This is a genomic window from Plesiomonas shigelloides (assembly GCF_900087055.1).
Lineage (GTDB): Bacteria > Pseudomonadota > Gammaproteobacteria > Enterobacterales > CAMTGL01 > Plesiomonas > Plesiomonas shigelloides.
This window is the reverse complement of the sequence record NZ_LT575468.1, coordinates 3065998-3087534: the sequence shown is the minus strand read 5'-3', so window position 1 is coordinate 3087534 and position 21537 is coordinate 3065998. Positions and strand designations below refer to the sequence as shown.

The window sequence follows — 21537 nt, the reverse complement described above, 5'->3', positions numbered from 1 at the left end:
GACCAGTTTAGTGACTGACATTCAGCCCGACATTATTTTGGGTTGTATGGTTAAGTGACTAAGCGTACACGGTGGATGCCTTGGCAGTCAGAGGCGATGAAGGACGTGCTACCCTGCGAAAAGGGTTGGTGAGCTGGGATGGAGCGCTATAGCCAACCATGTCCGAATGGGGAAACCCACCTAAGATAACTTAGGTATCGTTAAGTGAATACATAGCTTAACGAGGCGAACCGGGAGAACTGAAACATCTAAGTACCCCGAGGAAAAGAAATCAACCGAGATTCCGTTAGTAGCGGCGAGCGAACGCGGAGCAGCCCAGAGTCTGAATCAGTGGATGCGTTAGTGGAACGGATTGGAAAGTCCGGCGATACAGGGTGATAGCCCCGTACACGAAGACGCATTGCTGTGAGCTCGATGAGTAGGACGGGACACGTGGTATCCTGTTTGAAGATGGGGGGACCATCCTCCAAGGCTAAATACTCCTGACTGACCGATAGCGAACCAGTACCGTGAGGGAAAGGCGAAAAGAACCCCTGTGAGGGGAGTGAAATAGAACCTGAAACCGTGTACGTACAAGCAGTGGGAGCACCTTCGTGGTGTGACTGCGTACCTTTTGTATAATGGGTCAGCGACTTACATTTTGTAGCGAGGTTAACCGAATAGGGGAGCCGTAGGGAAACCGAGTCTTAATAGGGCGAATTAGTTGCAAGGTGTAGACCCGAAACCCGGTGATCTAGCCATGGGCAGGTTGAAGGTTGGGTAACACTAACTGGAGGACCGAACCGACTAATGTTGAAAAATTAGCGGATGACTTGTGGCTGGGGGTGAAAGGCCAATCAAACCGGGAGATAGCTGGTTCTCCCCGAAAGCTATTTAGGTAGCGCCTCGGACGAACACCTACGGGGGTAGAGCACTGTTAAGGCTAGGGGGTCATCCCGACTTACCAACCCTTTGCAAACTCCGAATACCGTAGAGTGCTATCCGGGAGACACACGGCGGGTGCTAACGTCCGTCGTGAAGAGGGAAACAACCCAGACCGCCAGCTAAGGTCCCAAAGTCATGGTTAAGTGGGAAACGATGTGGGAAGGCTTAGACAGCTAGGATGTTGGCTTAGAAGCAGCCATCATTTAAAGAAAGCGTAATAGCTCACTAGTCGAGTCGGCCTGCGCGGAAGATGTAACGGGGCTAAACCATGCACCGAAGCTGCGGCAATGACATTTAGGTGTTATTGGGTAGGGGAGCGTTCTGTAAGCGGTTGAAGGTGTGCTGTGAGGCATGCTGGACGTATCAGAAGTGCGAATGCTGACATAAGTAACGATAAAGCGGGTGAAAAGCCCGCTCGCCGGAAGACCAAGGGTTCCTGTTCAACGTTAATCGGAGCAGGGTGAGTCGACCCCTAAGGCGAGGCTGAAAAGCGTAGTCGATGGGAAACGGGTTAATATTCCCGTACTTGTGGTAACTGCGAAGGGGGGACGGAGAAAGTTAGGCTATCCGGGCGACGGTTGTCCCGGTTTAAGCGTGAAGGTGGAGAGACTAGGCAAATCCGGTCTTTCATTAACACTGAGGCGTGATGACGAAGCACTACGGTGCTGAAGTAGCTGATACTACGCTTCCAGGAAAAGCCTCTAAGCATCAGGTTACCAGAAATCGTACCCCAAACCGACACAGGTGGTCAGGTAGAGAATACTCAGGCGCTTGAGAGAACTCGGGTGAAGGAACTAGGCAAAATGGTGCCGTAACTTCGGGAGAAGGCACGCTGATGGTAGGTGAAGTCCCTTGCGGATGGAGCTGAACTCAGTCGAAGATACCAGCTGGCTGCAACTGTTTATTAAAAACACAGCACTGTGCAAACACGAAAGTGGACGTATACGGTGTGACGCCTGCCCGGTGCCGGAAGGTTAATTGATGGGGTTAGCGAAAGCGAAGCTCTTGATCGAAGCCCCGGTAAACGGCGGCCGTAACTATAACGGTCCTAAGGTAGCGAAATTCCTTGTCGGGTAAGTTCCGACCTGCACGAATGGCGTAATGATGGCCAGGCTGTCTCCACCCGAGACTCAGTGAAATTGAAATCGCTGTGAAGATGCAGTGTACCCGCGGCAAGACGGAAAGACCCCGTGAACCTTTACTATAGCTTGACACTGAACATTGAGCCTTGATGTGTAGGATAGGTGGGAGGCATTGAAACGTGAACGCCAGTTTGCGTGGAGCCGACCTTGAAATACCACCCTTTAATGTTTGATGTTCTAACGTTGTCCCGTAATCCGGGATACGGACAGTGTCTGGTGGGTAGTTTGACTGGGGCGGTCTCCTCCTAAAGAGTAACGGAGGAGCACGAAGGTTAGCTAAGCATGGTCGGACATCATGCGGTTAGTGCAAAGGCAGAAGCTAGCTTAACTGCGAGACGGACAGGTCGAGCAGATACGAAAGTAGGTCTTAGTGATCCGGTGGTTCTGAATGGAAGGGCCATCGCTCAACGGATAAAAGGTACTCCGGGGATAACAGGCTGATACCGCCCAAGAGTTCATATCGACGGCGGTGTTTGGCACCTCGATGTCGGCTCATCACATCCTGGGGCTGAAGTTGGTCCCAAGGGTATGGCTGTTCGCCATTTAAAGTGGTACGCGAGCTGGGTTTAGAACGTCGTGAGACAGTTCGGTCCCTATCTGTCGTGGGCGTTGGATGATTGAGGGGGGCTGCTCCTAGTACGAGAGGACCGGAGTGGACGCATCTCTGGTGTTCCGGTTGTCACGCCAGTGGCATTGCCGGGTAGCTAAATGCGGAAGAGATAAGCGCTGAAAGCATCTAAGCGCGAAACTTGCCCCGAGATGAGTCATCCCTGAGGCTTAAAGCCTCCTAAAGGGTTGTTGGAGACTACGACGTAGATAGGCAGGGTGTGTAAGCGTAGCGATACGTTGAGCTAACCTGTACTAATTGCCCGTGAGGCTTAACCATACAACGCCAAAGTGATGTTGGAAGAATGAAGTCACGGTTACTTGTTCAAAGAACAATACATCAGTTATTTAGCTTGTTTTTAGATTTTAACTCTGGCGCGAGACACAACAACATAGTGTGTACGCGATAGAGAAACAGAATTTGCCTGGCGGCGATAGCGCGGTGGTCCCACCTGACCCCATGCCGAACTCAGAAGTGAAACGCCGTAGCGCCGATGGTAGTGTGGGGTCTCCCCATGCGAGAGTAGGGAACTGCCAGGCATTAAATTAGTGAAGAGCCCATCCTAACGGATGGGCTTTTTGCGTTTGGGGATTTTGGTTTTAATGTCATTGCGGTTTTATCCTCTCTTTTTCCTTCCCAGCGTTATCCCCTGTTTGCCTTTTTATCTCAGCTTTCGCTCATTTCATTCTCTGTGTTCTCGTTTTCGATTGGGCTAAACGGCGGGCTGGTGTGGGCGTAGAGCTGCGGCCAGAACCGCAGACGCCAGCGTATCAGGCGCTATGTGGCCTTGCCGTTGGAAATGTGCTGATGAGTGATTTATGCAGCGTTAGGTACGCTGTGCTGTTGTTTGTGGTACTGGGTGTTTCCCGGTATTATTCTTATCTCTTAATCTCTGTATCCCTTTTTAGAGTGTTTCTCGCGTTATTTTTAGCAGAGACCTTGTGTTAGGTAGGTATATTACTTGGTATGAATAACGATAATTAAAATGCTTTATTTGTCGGTTGATGTTTGATGTCTTTATTTATGTTTTGATTAAGTGAATTAATCACTATTGAATCTATTCATTAATCTCTGATTTGGGATTTTGTTTTAGAGGGTTTTATATTCACGCAGTGAATTAGTTGTCGGGAATTAATTTAGAATGTGAATAATAATGTCTTTAATCTTGGTGTTTAAGTCGATTCGTTATTACTAATAAAGTGACTGTCTCTCTCCTTGGCTTTTCATTGTTAATTGTCTTGTGGTAAAAATAGGTTTGCATCACAAAACCAAGTTAATTTGCACTTTGTTATTTGTCCAGCCTAGTAATATAAGCCTCTTTTTATTTTGATTAATTCTTTAGCCAACACTTGTATCAGAGTGTCGTGGCTATGTTTTTATGGTGTAGCTATTTAATGATAGTCGGAGTAGTAACATGACTTTTCGTGTGGTAAAGGCTGTGCGCTGGAAACGGCATACATTAATGATCATCCTTGCCGGCAGTTTGGTTGGTTGTGGTGATGAGCCGGCCTCATCGGCACAGGTAGCGCCAGTGGTGCCTGTGGTAGTTGAAACTGTGCAGGCCAAGGATGTGCCTTTAACAACTGAGATGGTCGGAGAGACGGCCGGTTATCGGGAAATTGAGGTGCGTTCACGGGTTGGCGGTATTTTGCTTAAGCGCCATTATGTGGAAGGGCAACCTGTGGTCGCTGGGGACTTACTATTTGAGATCGATCCAGAGCCTTATAAAGTAGCACTGGAGCAAGCTAAAAGTTTATTAGCGCAAGAGAGTGCTCGGTTAAATAAAGCGCGTGCCGATCGTGCACGGGTGATTCCGTTATATAAGAAACAAGTTGTCAGCCGAAAAGATTATGATGATGTGATCGCCAGTTATGAGGCGGCAATCGCGAGCCATCAAGCGGCGCAAGCAAAAGTCAAAGAGGCGGAATTAAATCTTAGTTATACCCGAGTGACCGCGCCAATTGATGGCATGGCCAGTAAAAGCACTCAGTCTGAAGGCAGTTTAATTTCAACTTTAGGTGATAACAGCTTACTGACGACCATTACACAATATGACCCCTTGTACGTGAATTTTTCTTATTCGGAACAAGATCGACTTAATTTTGAACGTGGTATTAAAAGCGGTGCGATACAAGCACGTAGTGCGGCAGATTGGACGACCCGTATTCGTTTGGCCGATGGCTCATTATATTCGGAAGTAGGCAAATTGAACTTTTCGGATAATCGCGTAGATGGCAAAACCGGCACGATCCGGGCTCGGGCAATTTTTGATAATGAGCGCGGGATATTGTTGCCGGGGCAATTTGTTCGTCTAACCATTGATTTGGGTACGCGCAAAGACGCGATAGTGGTGCCAGCGAAGGCGATTGTGCAGTCACAGGCCGATCGGATGCTGATGGTAGTGGATGCGGAGAATAAGGTGGTACCTCGACCGGTGAAACTGGGCTCGGTGGTGGAAAGTGGGGTGTTGATTGAAAGTGGCTTGCAAGCGGGAGAGCGTTACATCGTTGAGGGTTTGATGAAAGCTCGCCCTGGTGTGGTGATCCAGCCGGTATCGGTACAAGAGATGAGCGCGATTAGCCAGAAGGTTGTCAGTGCCAGCGCGGCAAAATAAGGAGTTCGTATGTTTTCGAAGTTTTTTATCGAGCGACCTATTTTTGCCAGCGTGATTTCTATCATTATCGTGCTGGGCGGTTTGGCTGCGATGCGGGCATTGCCGGTAGAGCAATATCCGCAAATTACCCCGCCGGTGGTATCGGTAACGACTTATTACCCTGGTGCGACGCCGGAAGTGATTTCCCAAACGGTGGCGGCACCGTTGGAGCAGCAGATCAATGGTGTTGAGCGGATGATTTACATGCAATCCGGCTCGGCGTCCAATGGTCAGATGAACCTGAATATTTACTTTGAGATTGGCACCGATCCCGACCAAGCCACGATCAACGTGAATAACCGTGTGTCGGCTGCGATGGCGCAAATGCCGGAAGAGGTGAAAAAACAGGGGATCACGGTACGGAAAAAATCCACCTCCATCATGCAGGTATTAACGCTGCAATCACCCAATGGCAGCTATGACACTACCTATCTTTCCAACTATGCCTTGCTGAATATTATTGATGAGCTTAAGCGGATTCCTGGTATCGGTGATATTACGCTGTTTGGCGGTACCGACTATGCCATGCGGATCTGGTTGCGCCCCGATCGGCTGGCACAGCTGCAATTGACGCCGGCGGATGTGATTGCGGCGATTCGTGAACAGAATACCCAGTTTGCAGCCGGCAAGATTGGCGCGCAACCGACCAGTGCCCCAATTGATTTTACCTATACGGTGCAGACCAAAGGGCGTCTGGAGGATGTGAAGGAATTCGAGAACATCATTATTTTGTCGCGGCCAGATGGCTCTAAAGTGCGGGTTAAAGATGTCGCGCGCGTAGAGCTGGGCGGTAAAGATTATGACGTGACTGCGCGGATCAATAGCCAACCGGCGGTGGGGATCTTCACGTATTTGCAACCGGGGGCCAATGCGGTCATGGTGGCCGATGCGGTGCGCGACACCATGGAGCGGCTGAAAACCCGTTTCCCACAAGATTTGGAATACCAGATCCCGTATGACACTACCGAGTTTGTGAAAATCTCAATTGAAGAAGTGGTCAAAACGCTGTTCGAGGCTATCGTTCTGGTGTTTGTGGTGGTGTACCTGTTCTTACAAAACTTCCGTGCGACCTTGATCCCCTGTATTGCGGTGCCGGTATCGTTGATTGGTACCTTTGCTGGGATGTTGATGCTGGGTTTTTCCATCAACCTATTGACGCTGTTTGGCATGGTACTGGCGATTGGTATCGTGGTGGATGATGCGATCGTGGTGCTGGAAAACGTAGAGCGGATCATGACAGAGCGGCGTTGCTCGCCACGCGAAGCGGCAATTCTGGCGATGCAGGAAGTGTCTGGGCCGGTGGTGGCCATCGTTCTGGTGCTGTGTGCAGTGTTCTTGCCGGTGGCCTTTATGGGCGGGATGACCGGTGTCATGTACAAACAATTTGCGATTACCGTGGCGGTGTCGGTGGCGATCTCGGGCTTGGTGGCATTGACGCTATCACCGGCGTTGTGTGCGGTACTGCTAAAAGAAGGCCATCAGCAGCCAGCGCGCTTTTTTGTTTGGTTTAACCAGGCGTTTGACCGTTTAACTGTGCGTTATGTCGGCGGCGTGGCCTTTTTGAATCGGCGAGTCGGAGTGGCGTTCGGGATTATCGGGGCGCTATTGCTGTGCACCTACGCCTTATTTGCTCGCGTGCCGGGGGAGTTGGTGCCGAATGAGGATCAGGGCTATCTCATCTCATCGATTATGTTGCCGGATGCGGCATCGTTGAATCGTACGCAAAACGTGGCGGATCAGTTCGACCAGATCATCATGGCTAATCCGCATGTTGAGAATGTAGTGACCTTCTCGGGTTTCGATATTCTGTCGAACTCGATTGTCAGTAACCGTGGATTGTCATTTATCCCGTTGAAAGATTGGAGTGAACGCCAAGGCAGTGGGCAAGACTCCTTTGCTTTGGCCAAAACATTCCAAGGCTTGAGTGTGATGGGGCAATCTGATGGGGTTGCTGCCTCCTTCAATCCGCCACCGATTCAGGGCATGTCGACCACCGGTGGATTAGAAGGCTACCTGCAGAACCGAGGAAGTAGCGATACGCAGGCTTTTTCCGCCGAAGTGCAGCGCTTTTTGGATGCAGCGAAGAGCCGCCCTGAGTTTTCCAGCGTCACCACCACCTTTCGCGCGAATGTGCCACAGGTCTATATGGATTTGGATCGTGAAAAGGCTAAGGCGCTCGGCTTACCGATCAACGCGGTGTTCGACACGATGCAGGCAACGTTTGGCCAAGTCTATGTGAATGACTTCAACCAGTTTGGCCGTACTTATCGGGTGCAGTTACAGTCGGAGGCCGATTACCGCGCTAAGCGCGATGATATTCGCAATGTGTATGTGCGCTCGGTCAATGGCGAGATGATCCCGCTCAGCAGTTTGGTGACGGTACGTGACAGTTCCGGTCCGGAGCTGGTTGAACGTTTTAATATCTTCCAAGCGGCTAAAATCATGGTGCAACCAGCGGCCGGTTACAGCTCGGGGCAGGCTATCGCCGCGTTAGAACGAGTGGCGAGCGAGGTGCTCGGTAATGATGCCAAGCTGGAGTGGATCGGTTCGGCCTACCAAGAAAAAGCGGCGGCCGGCAGTGCGGCAATGGCGTTTGGCTTTGGTATCGTCATGATCTTTTTGATTTTGGCGGCGCAATATGAGCGTTGGAGCTTGCCGTTCGCGGTGATCACCGCAGTCCCGTTTGCGTTGTTCGGTGCACTATTAGCCACGTGGCTGGTTGGCTTAACCAACAACGTCTATTTCCAGATAGGATTGGTGACTTTGGTCGGCTTGGCGGCAAAAAATGCCATCTTGATTGTGGAGTTTGCAGTGATGAAGCATGAAGAGGGGATGAGTCTGCTTGATTCGGCTTTGGAAGCGGCACGCTTACGCTTTCGCCCCATCATAATGACCTCGATGGCCTTTATTTTGGGCTGCGTGCCGTTGGTCTTATCGAGCGGTGCCGGTGCGGCGAGTCGTCATGCATTAGGTTGGCCGGTGATTGGCGGAATGTTGGCGGCAACCTTTATCGCCATCTTCTTTATTCCGCTGTTCTTCCGGTTGATCATGCAACTCTTAGAGCGTAAATAAGCCTTCAGCTTATCAGCTCAATTTCATCGACCACCTAGCCCAGCCGTTTTTGCTGGGCTTTTTTTATTCTTTGGCCGCTTTATTTCACGCGTGGGGAGGCAAAGAATTCACGCCAGATATGCGGTTACGGAGGGCTACCTTGGTGCTTTTATCCGCATTAGTGGATGGATTTTAGGCTCCCTCTGCTTGATTTGTTCACAAAGTGCGCGCTTGATACATTTTTCGATAAAAAACGTGATTTAACCCTTGCGTCTTTTCGGCGTCTCCCTATAATGCGCTCCCTGTCGGCACGGAACGAAACGCGAAAGCAAATCAGACGTGAGGCGACATTGCTCTTTAAAAAGTTAATCAGACAATCTGTGTGGGCACTCGTTTGAGAATGCTGATATCCAAAAGATATTAAGTTAAACGAGTGACTGAACAATTTATTTGCCAGTTTATTCGAGCGACAAACTTTAAATTGAAGAGTTTGATCATGGCTCAGATTGAACGCTGGCGGCAGGCCTAACACATGCAAGTCGAGCGGTAACACAGAGGAGCTTGCTCCTTGGGTGACGAGCGGCGGACGGGTGAGTAATGCCTGGGGATCTGCCCGATAGAGGGGGATAACTACGGGAAACTGTAGCTAATACCGCATAATGTCTACGGACCAAAGTGGGGGCTCTTCGGACCTCATGCTATCGGATGAACCCAGGTGGGATTAGCTAGTTGGTGAGGTAATGGCTCACCAAGGCGACGATCTCTAACTGGTTTGAGAGAATGACCAGTCACACTGGAACTGAGACACGGTCCAGACTCCTACGGGAGGCAGCAGTGGGGAATATTGCACAATGGGCGCAAGCCTGATGCAGCCATGCCGCGTGTGTGAAGAAGGCCTTCGGGTTGTAAAGCACTTTCAGCGGGGAGGAAGGGCTACTAGTTAATACCTAGTGGCATTGACGTTACTCGCAGAAGAAGCACCGGCTAACTCCGTGCCAGCAGCCGCGGTAATACGGAGGGTGCAAGCGTTAATCGGAATTACTGGGCGTAAAGCGCACGCAGGCGGTTTGTTAAGTCAGATGTGAAATCCCCGAGCTCAACTTGGGAACTGCATTTGAAACTGGCAAGCTAGAGTCTTGTAGAGGGGGGTAGAATTCCAGGTGTAGCGGTGAAATGCGTAGAGATCTGGAGGAATACCGGTGGCGAAGGCGGCCCCCTGGACAAAGACTGACGCTCAGGTGCGAAAGCGTGGGGAGCAAACAGGATTAGATACCCTGGTAGTCCACGCTGTAAACGATGTCGATTTGGAGGTTGTGCCCTTGAGGCGTGGCTTCCGGAGCTAACGCGTTAAATCGACCGCCTGGGGAGTACGGCCGCAAGGTTAAAACTCAAATGAATTGACGGGGGCCCGCACAAGCGGTGGAGCATGTGGTTTAATTCGATGCAACGCGAAGAACCTTACCTACTCTTGACATCCAGAGAACTTTCCAGAGATGGATTGGTGCCTTCGGGAACTCTGAGACAGGTGCTGCATGGCTGTCGTCAGCTCGTGTTGTGAAATGTTGGGTTAAGTCCCGCAACGAGCGCAACCCTTATCCTTTGTTGCCAGCGATTCGGTCGGGAACTCAAAGGAGACTGCCGGTGATAAACCGGAGGAAGGTGGGGATGACGTCAAGTCATCATGGCCCTTACGAGTAGGGCTACACACGTGCTACAATGGCATATACAAAGGGCGGCAAGCTAGCGATAGTGAGCGAATCCCATAAAGTATGTCGTAGTCCGGATTGGAGTCTGCAACTCGACTCCATGAAGTCGGAATCGCTAGTAATCGCGGATCAGAATGCCGCGGTGAATACGTTCCCGGGCCTTGTACACACCGCCCGTCACACCATGGGAGTGGGTTGCAAAAGAAGTAGGTAGCTTAACCTTCGGGAGGGCGCTTACCACTTTGTGATTCATGACTGGGGTGAAGTCGTAACAAGGTAACCGTAGGGGAACCTGCGGTTGGATCACCTCCTTACCTGAGATATTTGGCGCTTAAGCTGAGTGTTCACACAGATTGTTTGAATTTAGTTGCGTCCCCTTCGTCTAGAGGCCTAGGACACCGCCCTTTCACGGCGGTAACAGGGGTTCGAATCCCCTAGGGGACGCCACTTATTGCTCTTTAAAAATCTGAAAACAAGCTGAAAAATAACTGAAGTTCTTAAGAACAAGCGACTTGAGAAACTGGCAACGACCAGTTTAGTGACTAGCATTCAGCCCGACATTATTTTGGGTTGTATGGTTAAGTGACTAAGCGTACACGGTGGATGCCTTGGCAGTCAGAGGCGATGAAGGACGTGCTACCCTGCGAAAAGGGTTGGTGAGCTGGGATGGAGCGCTATAGCCAACCATGTCCGAATGGGGAAACCCACCTAAGATAACTTAGGTATCGTTAAGTGAATCCATAGCTTAACGAGGCGAACCGGGAGAACTGAAACATCTAAGTACCCCGAGGAAAAGAAATCAACCGAGATTCCGTTAGTAGCGGCGAGCGAACGCGGAGCAGCCCAGAGTCTGAATCAGTGGATGCGTTAGTGGAACGGATTGGAAAGTCCGGCGATACAGGGTGATAGCCCCGTACACGAAGACGCATTGCTGTGAGCTCGATGAGTAGGACGGGACACGTGGTATCCTGTTTGAAGATGGGGGGACCATCCTCCAAGGCTAAATACTCCTGACTGACCGATAGCGAACCAGTACCGTGAGGGAAAGGCGAAAAGAACCCCTGTGAGGGGAGTGAAATAGAACCTGAAACCGTGTACGTACAAGCAGTGGGAGCACCTTCGTGGTGTGACTGCGTACCTTTTGTATAATGGGTCAGCGACTTACATTTTGTAGCGAGGTTAACCGAATAGGGGAGCCGTAGGGAAACCGAGTCTTAATAGGGCGAATTAGTTGCAAGGTGTAGACCCGAAACCCGGTGATCTAGCCATGGGCAGGTTGAAGGTTGGGTAACACTAACTGGAGGACCGAACCGACTAATGTTGAAAAATTAGCGGATGACTTGTGGCTGGGGGTGAAAGGCCAATCAAACCGGGAGATAGCTGGTTCTCCCCGAAAGCTATTTAGGTAGCGCCTCGGACGAACACCTACGGGGGTAGAGCACTGTTAAGGCTAGGGGGTCATCCCGACTTACCAACCCTTTGCAAACTCCGAATACCGTAGAGTGCTATCCGGGAGACACACGGCGGGTGCTAACGTCCGTCGTGAAGAGGGAAACAACCCAGACCGCCAGCTAAGGTCCCAAAGTCATGGTTAAGTGGGAAACGATGTGGGAAGGCTTAGACAGCTAGGATGTTGGCTTAGAAGCAGCCATCATTTAAAGAAAGCGTAATAGCTCACTAGTCGAGTCGGCCTGCGCGGAAGATGTAACGGGGCTAAACCATGCACCGAAGCTGCGGCAATGACATTTAGGTGTTATTGGGTAGGGGAGCGTTCTGTAAGCGGTTGAAGGTGTGCTGTGAGGCATGCTGGACGTATCAGAAGTGCGAATGCTGACATAAGTAACGATAAAGCGGGTGAAAAGCCCGCTCGCCGGAAGACCAAGGGTTCCTGTTCAACGTTAATCGGAGCAGGGTGAGTCGACCCCTAAGGCGAGGCTGAAAAGCGTAGTCGATGGGAAACGGGTTAATATTCCCGTACTTGTGGTAACTGCGAAGGGGGGACGGAGAAAGTTAGGCTATCCGGGCGACGGTTGTCCCGGTTTAAGCGTGAAGGTGGAGAGACTAGGCAAATCCGGTCTTTCATTAACACTGAGGCGTGATGACGAAGCACTACGGTGCTGAAGTAGCTGATACTACGCTTCCAGGAAAAGCCTCTAAGCATCAGGTTACCAGAAATCGTACCCCAAACCGACACAGGTGGTCAGGTAGAGAATACTCAGGCGCTTGAGAGAACTCGGGTGAAGGAACTAGGCAAAATGGTGCCGTAACTTCGGGAGAAGGCACGCTGATGGTAGGTGAAGTCCCTTGCGGATGGAGCTGAACTCAGTCGAAGATACCAGCTGGCTGCAACTGTTTATTAAAAACACAGCACTGTGCAAACACGAAAGTGGACGTATACGGTGTGACGCCTGCCCGGTGCCGGAAGGTTAATTGATGGGGTTAGCGAAAGCGAAGCTCTTGATCGAAGCCCCGGTAAACGGCGGCCGTAACTATAACGGTCCTAAGGTAGCGAAATTCCTTGTCGGGTAAGTTCCGACCTGCACGAATGGCGTAATGATGGCCAGGCTGTCTCCACCCGAGACTCAGTGAAATTGAAATCGCTGTGAAGATGCAGTGTACCCGCGGCAAGACGGAAAGACCCCGTGAACCTTTACTATAGCTTGACACTGAACATTGAGCCTTGATGTGTAGGATAGGTGGGAGGCATTGAAACGTGAACGCCAGTTTGCGTGGAGCCGACCTTGAAATACCACCCTTTAATGTTTGATGTTCTAACGTTGTCCCGTAATCCGGGATACGGACAGTGTCTGGTGGGTAGTTTGACTGGGGCGGTCTCCTCCTAAAGAGTAACGGAGGAGCACGAAGGTTAGCTAAGCATGGTCGGACATCATGCGGTTAGTGCAAAGGCAGAAGCTAGCTTAACTGCGAGACGGACAGGTCGAGCAGATACGAAAGTAGGTCTTAGTGATCCGGTGGTTCTGAATGGAAGGGCCATCGCTCAACGGATAAAAGGTACTCCGGGGATAACAGGCTGATACCGCCCAAGAGTTCATATCGACGGCGGTGTTTGGCACCTCGATGTCGGCTCATCACATCCTGGGGCTGAAGTTGGTCCCAAGGGTATGGCTGTTCGCCATTTAAAGTGGTACGCGAGCTGGGTTTAGAACGTCGTGAGACAGTTCGGTCCCTATCTGTCGTGGGCGTTGGATGATTGAGGGGGGCTGCTCCTAGTACGAGAGGACCGGAGTGGACGCATCTCTGGTGTTCCGGTTGTCACGCCAGTGGCATTGCCGGGTAGCTAAATGCGGAAGAGATAAGCGCTGAAAGCATCTAAGCGCGAAACTTGCCCCGAGATGAGTCATCCCTGAGGCTTAAAGCCTCCTAAAGGGTTGTTGGAGACTACGACGTAGATAGGCAGGGTGTGTAAGCGTAGCGATACGTTGAGCTAACCTGTACTAATTGCCCGTGAGGCTTAACCATACAACGCCAAAGTGATGTTGGATGAATGAAGTCACGAGTTACTTGTTCAAAGAACAATACATCAGTTATTTAGCTTGTTTTTAGATTTTAACTCTGGCGCGAGACACAAGTAGTGTACGCGATAGAGAAACAGAATTTGCCTGGCGGCGATAGCGCGGTGGTCCCACCTGACCCCATGCCGAACTCAGAAGTGAAACGCCGTAGCGCCGATGGTAGTGTGGGGTCTCCCCATGCGAGAGTAGGGAACTGCCAGGCATCAAATAAGTGAAGAGCCCATCCTAGCGGATGGGCTTTTTGCGTTTTTAGTCCCTCTTAAGCAACTGCTTACATCGCGGTAGGCACAAAATTCCAGTAGAATGACCGCAATTGAGTGAGTATTTACGCCGCAATTGTGCGTAATGGATAGAACCCAGGTCATCAGCATCTATGCCTACATCAACGCCAACAGCGATGTCATCAGCATCGTGGCCATCATTACAGCCTTTCCACACGTTCGGTTTGCCGGTACGAGCACGCAAAATCAGCCAAGTGACGCAATTGAGCGAGCTATTAGCATTAAGCCGTGCTTCATTGCAGGCTAATGAGCCACTGCTGATTTTAGGCGGTGGCAGCAATATGTTGTTTACTGAAGACTTTGCTGGGCATGTCATCGTGAACCGCTTACGTGGCATTTGTTGTAGCGAAAGCGAGCAGGCATGGCATCTGCATGTGGCGGCCGGGGAGAATTGGCACCAATTGGTGGAGTACACGCTGGCGCACAACTTACCAGGAATGGAGAATCTGGCATTGATCCCCGGCTGCTGCGGGTCGGCACCGATTCAGAACATTGGCGCTTATGGCGTAGAGTTTGAAAAAGTGTGCGAGTACGTGGAGGTGTTGGACCTGACGAGTGGCGAGACTGTGCGTTTATCGCGCGAAGAGTGCCAGTTTGGTTATCGCGACAGTATCTTCAAACATCGCTATCAGCATGGGTATGTGATCACCGCAGTTGGTTTGCGCTTGCCAAAAGCTTGGCAGCCGGTGCTCAGCTATGGTGACTTAGCTAAGCTGGATCCGCGCAGCGTAACGGCACAGCAGATTTTCACCATCGTGTGCCAGATGCGCCAGAGTAAATTGCCGGATCCGGCGCAGCAGGGCAATGCGGGTAGCTTTTTCAAAAACCCGTTGGTCAGCGGTGAAACGTTGGCCGATCTACGCCAAACATACCCGAGCATCCCGTGTTACCCACAACCGGACGGCCAGTATAAATTGGCGGCGGGCTGGCTGATTGATCAGTGTGGCTTGAAGGGACACCGTATTGGCGGTGCGGCGGTGCATGATAAACAAGCGTTGGTGCTGGTCAATCAAGGCAACGCTACTGCTCGTGATGTGGTGCAACTGGCACATACCGTGCGTCAGCAGGTGTTGGCGCGCTTTGCCGTCGCGTTGGAGCCGGAAGTTCGCTTCATGGGCGCCGATGGGGAAATTAACGCAGTACAGGCGATTGCATGAAGAACAGTGAGACTCCACTGCAGATCGTTCGCTGGTTAGCGGACGGTGAATTTCGCTCCGGCGAGCGTTTAGGCGAGTGGCTCGGGATCTCTCGCGCCGCTGTCAGCAAACATATCCGTACCTTGCAAAGCTGGGGCATCGATGTGTTTACTGTTCCTGGGAAAGGCTATCGTTTAGCCGAGCCGATGGAGCTATTGACGACCGAGCGTTTGCAGGCCTTAGCACCAGAAGCCCAGTTTGCGCTGTTACCGGTGATTGACTCAACCAATCAGTATTTACTGGATCGGATTGGGCAATATCCATCGGGCTATGCCTGTCTGGCGGAATACCAGCATGCGGGGCGTGGGCGCCGTGGGCGGGTGTGGCAATCGCCGTTTGGGGCCAATCTTTATTTATCGATGTACTGGCGGCTAGACCAAGGGCCGGCGGCCGCGGTTGGCTTGAGTCTGGCTATTGGCGTGATTGTGGCGGATGTGTTGACCTCGCTTGGCGTGGGGGATGTTAAGGTCAAATGGCCGAATGACTTGTACCTGAACGACAAAAAGCTTTCCGGTATTTTGGTCGAGCTGACCGGACAAACCGGCGATGCGGCACATATCGTGTTGGGGATGGGGATTAATGTAGCGTTACCGGCCTCGGTGCGTGAGCAAATTGATCAGCCGTGCGCCTGCGTGAAAGATGTGTGTCCGGAGTTATCGCGCAATCAACTGGCTGCGGCATTGTTGCAAGCGTTACAACAGCAACTGCCGCGTTATGAGCAAGCGGGCTTAGGGGCGTTTTATGAGCGCTGGAATGAGCTGGATAACTTCGCGGGCCGACAGGTGCGTTTGTTGATGGGCGAGCGCTGCGTGGAAGGGGTGGCGTGCGGTATCGATAGCCATGGCGCACTGCGTTTACGGTTAGCAGACGGTACGTTGAAAAGTTTTATCGGCGGTGAGATCTCACTGCGCCCGGTCACCGCCGCTCAGTAAGGGGGCATTGCGTAGTCTGGCCACAAAATCGCGAGGCATTAGGCCTCGCGATGGTCTCTAAGCTAGGTTGCTGGGCTTATTTGCGCAGACAAACACGCTCGACCGCGTGCTCTTTGCCCTTCGTCAAAATCAGACTGGCGCGTTCACGCGTCGGTAAGATATTTTGCTGCAGATTGAGCCCGTTGATCTCATCCCAAATCTGATTGGCGATACTGACGGCTTCCTCTTCACTTAACTTGGCATAGTTATGGAAGTAGGAGTTTGGATCAGAGAAGGCACCTTTTCTAAACTTCAAGAACCGCTCGATATACCAACTTTTCAGCAGCGCCGTATCGGCATCCACATAGATAGAGAAGTCGACGAAGTCAGACACAAACACCCGATGGGGGTCGTGCGGATAATCCATCCCGCTTTGCAGTACATTCAACCCTTCCAGCAGCAAGATATCTGGCTGCTCAATCACCTTCTCACCATCCGGCACAATGTCATAGATCAGGTGGGAATACACCGGTGCACTGACGCGTGGTTGGCCCGATTTAACATCGGAAATAAACTGCACGAAGCGGCGCATGTCATAGGACTCCGGAAAGCCCTTCTTTTTCATGATCCCACGTTCATGCAAGACCGCATTCGGATGCAAAAAACCATCGGTGGTGACCAACTCGACATGACGATGCTCCGGCCAGCGGCTGAGCAGCGCCTGCAAAATCCGCGCGGTGGTACTTTTACCAACCGCCACACTGCCGGCAATACCAATCACATACGGAATGCGCTGTCCTTCGCGTCCTAAAAACTGATCCAGCACCGATTGACGACGTAAATTGGAGCGGATGTAAAAGTTGAGCAAGCGGGAAAGGGGCAAGTAAATCTCAATGACCTCATCTAACGAGAGCTCATCGTTAATCCCTTTCAGACGCTCCAAATCTGACTCGGTCAGCGTCAGCGGGATCGCATCCCGCAGGTCAGCCCACTCTTGCCGCTCAAACGACACAAAAGGCGTGGTTATATCTTGATGTTTTGTCATAGCCAATCCGGGGTCGAACAAACGAATGTCCGACCACTAAAAAGAGATCGGTACAGAGCGCACCTGTCGCAAAGCGCATAGTATAAAGCGTTATAGGCATATGTTCTGAACAAAATCTAGGCGAACGACGCATTTCGGCAATTTTTTTGCGCTAAAGGTGTTGCATCCTTTCCAGAGTCACCATAGAATGCGCAGCACTTGTGGTACGCCGGCTTAGCTCAGTAGGTAGAGCAACTGACTTGTAATCAGTAGGTCGCCAGTTCGATTCCGGCAGCCGGCACCATAACAAAGAATCCGGAGGGATTCCCGAGCGGCCAAAGGGATCAGACTGTAAATCTGACGGCTCAGCCTTCGAAGGTTCGAATCCTTCTCCCTCCACCAAATTTTACCATATGTGGTAGCCGAGTTTCAGGATGCGGGCATCGTATAATGGCTATTACCTCAGCCTTCCAAGCTGATGATGCGGGTTCGATTCCCGCTGCCCGCTCCAACAAAGTGCTGATATGGCTCAGTCGGTAGAGCGCACCCTTGGTAAGGGTGAGGTCCCCAGTTCGATTCTGGGTATCAGCACCATTTCTTCCTGAACTCTTCTATCCCATTTTCACCGTTGATGTATACTCAGCAAGCACTACGCTTGGTTGATGTGGTAACTATTGCCACCGATAACCGTGTCTAGAGGGACAATTCAATGTCTAAAGAGAAATTTGAACGTACTAAACCGCACGTTAACGTTGGTACTATCGGCCACGTTGACCACGGTAAAACTACCCTGACTGCAGCTATCACTACCGTACTGTCTAAAGTATACGGTGGTCAGGCTCGTGCATTCGATCAGATCGATAACGCGCCAGAAGAAAAAGCTCGTGGTATCACCATCAACACTTCTCACGTAGAGTACGACACCCCAACTCGTCACTACGCGCACGTTGACTGCCCAGGTCACGCCGACTACGTGAAGAACATGATCACTGGTGCTGCTCAGATGGACGGCGCTATCCTGGTAGTAGCTGCGACTGACGGCCCAATGCCTCAGACTCGTGAGCACATCCTGCTGGGTCGTCAGGTAGGCGTTCCTTACATCATCGTGTTCCTGAACAAGTGTGACATGGTTGATGACGAAGAGCTGCTGGAACTGGTAGAAATGGAAGTACGTGAGCTGCTGTCTCAGTACGATTTCCCAGGCGACGACACTCCAGTTGTTCGCGGTTCTGCACTGAAAGCGCTGGAAGGCGATGCTCAGTGGGAAGAGAAGATTGTTGAACTGGCAGGCTACCTGGACAGCTACATCCCTGAGCCAGAGCGTGCTATCGACAAGCCATTCCTGCTGCCAATCGAAGACGTATTCTCTATCTCCGGTCGTGGTACTGTAGTAACTGGTCGTGTAGAGCGCGGTATCATCAAAGTTGGTGAAGAAGTAGAAATCGTTGGTATCAAAGAGACTACCAAGACTACTTGTACCGGCGTTGAAATGTTCCGTAAGCTGCTGGACGAAGGTCGTGCGGGCGAGAACGTAGGTGTTCTGCTGCGTGGTACCAAGCGTGATGACGTAGAGCGTGGTCAGGTTCTGGCTAAGCCAGGCTCAATCAACCCACACACCAACTTTGTAGCAGAAGTTTATATTCTGTCCAAAGATGAAGGTGGTCGTCACACTCCATTCTTCAAAGGCTACCGTCCACAGTTCTACTTCCGTACAACTGACGTGACCGGTACCATCGAACTGCCAGAAGGCGTAGAGATGGTAATGCCAGGTGACAACATTCAAATGGTTGTTACCCTGATTGCACCAATCGCGATGGACGAAGGCTTGCGCTTCGCTATCCGTGAAGGTGGCCGTACTGTAGGTGCGGGCGTGGTTGCTAAGATCATCGCCTAAGGCCTGATTGATACGCAGAAAAGGGCATCTTTATGATGCCCTTTTTCTACGTTTATCAGCAGGGATTACAATAAGTCTCGGTTGATAAGCGTATATAGGGTAATATACGCCTTACTGACTACCTCGCCTTGCGAGGTTGAGTTATTTGTATCAAGTTTATTTTTATTCGTTCGAGAGTAACAGGTGGGTTGTATGAATGCGAATACCGAAACCCAAGGCAGTGGAAGCAGCTTGAACATCGTTAAATGGGTTGGCGTTTTCGCTATCCTGATAGCAACCGTGGTCGGTAATGCTGTATTTGATGATGTCGCAGTCGTGCTCCGCGCTTTGGTGATTATTTTGATGGTGGCTGCGGCATTAGGTCTTGCTGCCTTTACTCGTCAGGGTAAATCTTTCCTGGAATTCGCTCGCGAATCCCGGATCGAAGTGCGCAAAGTCGTATGGCCAACCCGTCAGGAGACCACGCATACAACCCTGATTGTTGCGGCTGTTACTGTCGTTATGGCACTGGCACTGTGGGGACTGGATACAATTCTGGTTAACCTGGTGTCCTTTATTACAGGCTTGAGGTTCTAACATGACTGAGGCTCCTAAAAAACGTTGGTACGTTGTACAGGCGTTTTCCGGTTTTGAGGGCCGCGTGGCTCAATCGCTGCGTGAGCATATCAAGCTGCACAACATGGAAGAGCTGTTCGGTGAGGTCTTGGTACCGACCGAAGAAGTCGTTGAAATGCGCGGTGGTCAACGCCGTAAGAGCGAGCGGAAGTTTTTCCCTGGCTATGTGCTGGTTCAGATGGTGATGGAAGACCGCAGCTGGCACTTGGTGCGTAGCATTCCACGCGTGATGGGTTTCATCGGTGGAACCTCTGATCGTCCAGCACCAATCAGCGATAAAGAAGCGGATGCTATTTTGAATCGCCTGCAGCAAGTGGGTGATAAGCCACGTCCGAAAACCCTGTTTGAACCGGGTGAAATGGTACGGGTTAATGACGGTCCATTCGCTGATTTCAACGGCGTGGTGGAAGAAGTCGATTACGAGAAGAGCCGCCTGAAAGTGTCGGTCTCTATTTTTGGCCGAGCGACTCCAGTTGAACTGGACTTCAGCCAAGTCGAAAAGGCGTGATCAGATTTTAGTCTAATGCTTGAAAAGGGCGCGAAATTAAACTACAATTTCGCGCCTTTTTGTTATCGGGGAGCCTTAATTCTGAGGCGCTCGAACCCAAACTGAGGAAATATCAATGGCTAAGAAAGTACAAGCCTACGTTAAGCTGCAAGTTGCAGCTGGTATGGCTAACCCGTCGCCACCAGTTGGTCCAGCTCTGGGTCAACAGGGTGTTAACATCATGGAATTCTGTAAGGCGTTCAATGCTCGTACTGAGAGCATGGAAAAAGGCCTGCCAATTCCAGTGGTTATCACTGTTTACGCAGACCGTTCTTTCACCTTCGTTACCAAGACTCCTCCAGCAGCAGTTCTGCTGAAGAAAGCAGCTGGTATCAAGTCAGGTTCCGGTAAGCCGAACAAAGAGAAATGCGGTAAAGTTACTCGCGCTCAAGTTCGCGAAATCGCTGAAACCAAAGCGGCTGATATGACTGGTGCTGACGTAGACGCGATGATGCGTTCTATCGAAGGTACTGCACGTTCCATGGGCCTGCTGGTAGAGGATTAAGACAATGGCTAAGCTGACCAAGCGCATGCGCGTGATCCGTGACAAAGTTGATTCTACTAAGCAGTACGAAATCAACGAAGCCGTTGCTCTGCTGAAAGAGCTGGCGACCGCTAAGTTTGTTGAAAGTGTTGATGTTGCAGTTAATCTGGGTATCGATGCTCGTAAATCTGACCAAAACGTTCGTGGTGCTACCGTTCTGCCACACGGTACTGGCCGTACTGTTCGCGTTGCTGTGTTCACCCAAGGTGCAAACGCAGAAGCTGCGAAAGCCGCTGGTGCTGACCTGGTAGGTATGGAAGATCTGGCTGACCAGATCAAGAAAGGCGAAATGAACTTCGACGTAGTTATCGCATCTCCAGATGCAATGCGCGTTGTTGGTCAACTGGGTCAAATCCTGGGCCCACGCGGTCTGATGCCAAACCCGAAAGTAGGTACTGTAACCCCTAACGTTGCTGAAGCTGTGAACAACGCTAAAGCAGGTCAGGTTCGTTACCGTAACGACAAGAATGGTATCATCCATTCTACCATCGGTAAGGTTGACTTCACCGCCGAGCAGCTGAAAGAGAACCTGGAAGCTCTGCTGGTAGCTCTGAAGAAAGCGAAGCCTTCTTCTGCTAAAGGTGTGTTCATCAAGAAAGTTAGCATCTCCACCACTATGGGTGCTGGTGTAGCTCTGGATCAGAACAGCCTGAGCGCTGCTGTTTAATCAACAGCTTTGCTTTACAAAGGCGTTGGATTTCTATACAATCTAACGCCTTTGATTATGGTTGGAGCTTGGCCTTTTCCAAGCCTCCGTCCAAGACCGCAGGTGTACTGCGAAGTACTTAATCCGATCAACCTGCGTAGACGGTGACAGAACCGAAAGAATTTTTTCTGACTGGATTCTGCTCGCCGTGTATTACGCCCGTTTATTCGGGTGGTGTGAGTTCCGAGCAATTACGCTCGGCT

At 51.1% G+C, this 21537-nt stretch carries 10 protein-coding genes, 5 tRNA genes and 5 rRNA genes; 19 read left to right on the top strand and 1 reads right to left on the bottom strand.

Annotated elements, in window-relative coordinates; genetic code table 11:
* The first annotated feature begins 48 nt into the window (after positions 1 to 48).
* From NCTC9997_RS13755 to birA, 10 genes are all read left to right on the top strand, one after another.
* A 23S ribosomal RNA gene (locus NCTC9997_RS13755) occupies positions 49 to 2952 on the top strand.
* Between the two features lie 144 nt (positions 2953 to 3096).
* Positions 3097 to 3212: ribosomal RNA gene (rrf, locus tag NCTC9997_RS13750) — 5S ribosomal RNA — on the top strand.
* A gap of 923 nt (positions 3213 to 4135) precedes the next feature.
* Complete coding sequence (locus tag NCTC9997_RS13745) at positions 4136 to 5287, top strand: efflux RND transporter periplasmic adaptor subunit (RefSeq protein ID WP_197665215.1); 1152 nt, start codon at positions 4136 to 4138, stop codon at positions 5285 to 5287.
* A 9-nt stretch (positions 5288 to 5296) separates the two neighbouring features.
* Entirely contained in the window at positions 5297 to 8398 is a 3102-nt protein-coding gene (locus NCTC9997_RS13740; RefSeq protein ID WP_064978265.1) for an efflux RND transporter permease subunit, read from the top strand.
* A gap of 457 nt (positions 8399 to 8855) precedes the next feature.
* Positions 8856 to 10397 (top strand): 16S ribosomal RNA (locus NCTC9997_RS13735).
* Positions 10398 to 10454: 57 nt separating this feature from the next.
* A tRNA-Glu gene (locus tag NCTC9997_RS13730) sits at positions 10455 to 10530 on the top strand.
* Between the two features lie 129 nt (positions 10531 to 10659).
* Positions 10660 to 13563, top strand: a 23S ribosomal RNA gene (locus tag NCTC9997_RS13725).
* A gap of 139 nt (positions 13564 to 13702) precedes the next feature.
* Positions 13703 to 13818: ribosomal RNA gene (gene rrf, locus NCTC9997_RS13720) — 5S ribosomal RNA — on the top strand.
* The 16S, 23S and 5S rRNA genes sit together here with 1 tRNA gene alongside, the layout of an rRNA operon.
* A gap of 171 nt (positions 13819 to 13989) precedes the next feature.
* The gene (gene murB / locus NCTC9997_RS13715) at positions 13990 to 15054 is read left to right on the top strand and encodes a UDP-N-acetylmuramate dehydrogenase (RefSeq protein ID WP_230405842.1); all 1065 of its coding nucleotides are present in this window, start codon (positions 13990 to 13992) and stop codon (positions 15052 to 15054) included.
* Positions 15051 to 16025, top strand: coding sequence for a bifunctional biotin--[acetyl-CoA-carboxylase] ligase/biotin operon repressor BirA (gene birA, locus NCTC9997_RS13710; protein WP_039046779.1), 975 nt, complete (start codon positions 15051 to 15053; stop codon positions 16023 to 16025). The genes murB and birA overlap by 4 nt, the downstream gene beginning before the upstream one ends.
* 76 nt (positions 16026 to 16101) lie before the next feature.
* On the opposite strand, the gene coaA is transcribed toward birA, so the two are convergent.
* Positions 16102 to 17049 (bottom strand): type I pantothenate kinase, encoded by a 948-nt coding sequence (gene coaA / locus NCTC9997_RS13705; RefSeq protein ID WP_010864829.1) that lies wholly within the window; start codon positions 17047 to 17049, stop codon positions 16102 to 16104.
* A gap of 207 nt (positions 17050 to 17256) precedes the next feature.
* On the opposite strand from coaA, the gene NCTC9997_RS13700 reads away from it, so the two are divergent.
* The 9 genes from NCTC9997_RS13700 (at position 17257) to rplA (ending at position 21295) form a co-directional block, all read left to right on the top strand.
* Positions 17257 to 17332: transfer RNA gene (locus NCTC9997_RS13700), tRNA-Thr, on the top strand.
* Between the two features lie 13 nt (positions 17333 to 17345).
* A tRNA-Tyr gene (locus tag NCTC9997_RS13695) sits at positions 17346 to 17430 on the top strand.
* A gap of 34 nt (positions 17431 to 17464) precedes the next feature.
* Positions 17465 to 17539 (top strand) — tRNA-Gly (locus NCTC9997_RS13690).
* A gap of 7 nt (positions 17540 to 17546) precedes the next feature.
* Positions 17547 to 17622, top strand: a tRNA-Thr gene (locus NCTC9997_RS13685).
* Positions 17623 to 17737: 115 nt separating this feature from the next.
* A complete protein-coding gene (gene tuf / locus NCTC9997_RS13680; protein ID WP_064978262.1) occupies positions 17738 to 18922 on the top strand; it encodes an elongation factor Tu in 1185 nt (394 codons plus the stop codon).
* Between the two features lie 192 nt (positions 18923 to 19114).
* Positions 19115 to 19498, top strand: coding sequence for a preprotein translocase subunit SecE (gene secE, locus NCTC9997_RS13675; protein ID WP_010864827.1), 384 nt, complete (start codon positions 19115 to 19117; stop codon positions 19496 to 19498).
* A gap of 1 nt (position 19499) precedes the next feature.
* A complete protein-coding gene (nusG, locus tag NCTC9997_RS13670) occupies positions 19500 to 20045 on the top strand; it encodes a transcription termination/antitermination protein NusG (protein WP_010864826.1) in 546 nt (181 codons plus the stop codon).
* 115 nt (positions 20046 to 20160) lie between these two features.
* A complete protein-coding gene (gene rplK, locus NCTC9997_RS13665; protein WP_010864825.1) occupies positions 20161 to 20589 on the top strand; it encodes a 50S ribosomal protein L11 in 429 nt (142 codons plus the stop codon).
* Between the two features lie 4 nt (positions 20590 to 20593).
* The gene (rplA, locus tag NCTC9997_RS13660; RefSeq protein ID WP_010864824.1) at positions 20594 to 21295 is read left to right on the top strand and encodes a 50S ribosomal protein L1; all 702 of its coding nucleotides are present in this window, start codon (positions 20594 to 20596) and stop codon (positions 21293 to 21295) included.
* Positions 21296 to 21537 lie beyond the last annotated feature (242 nt).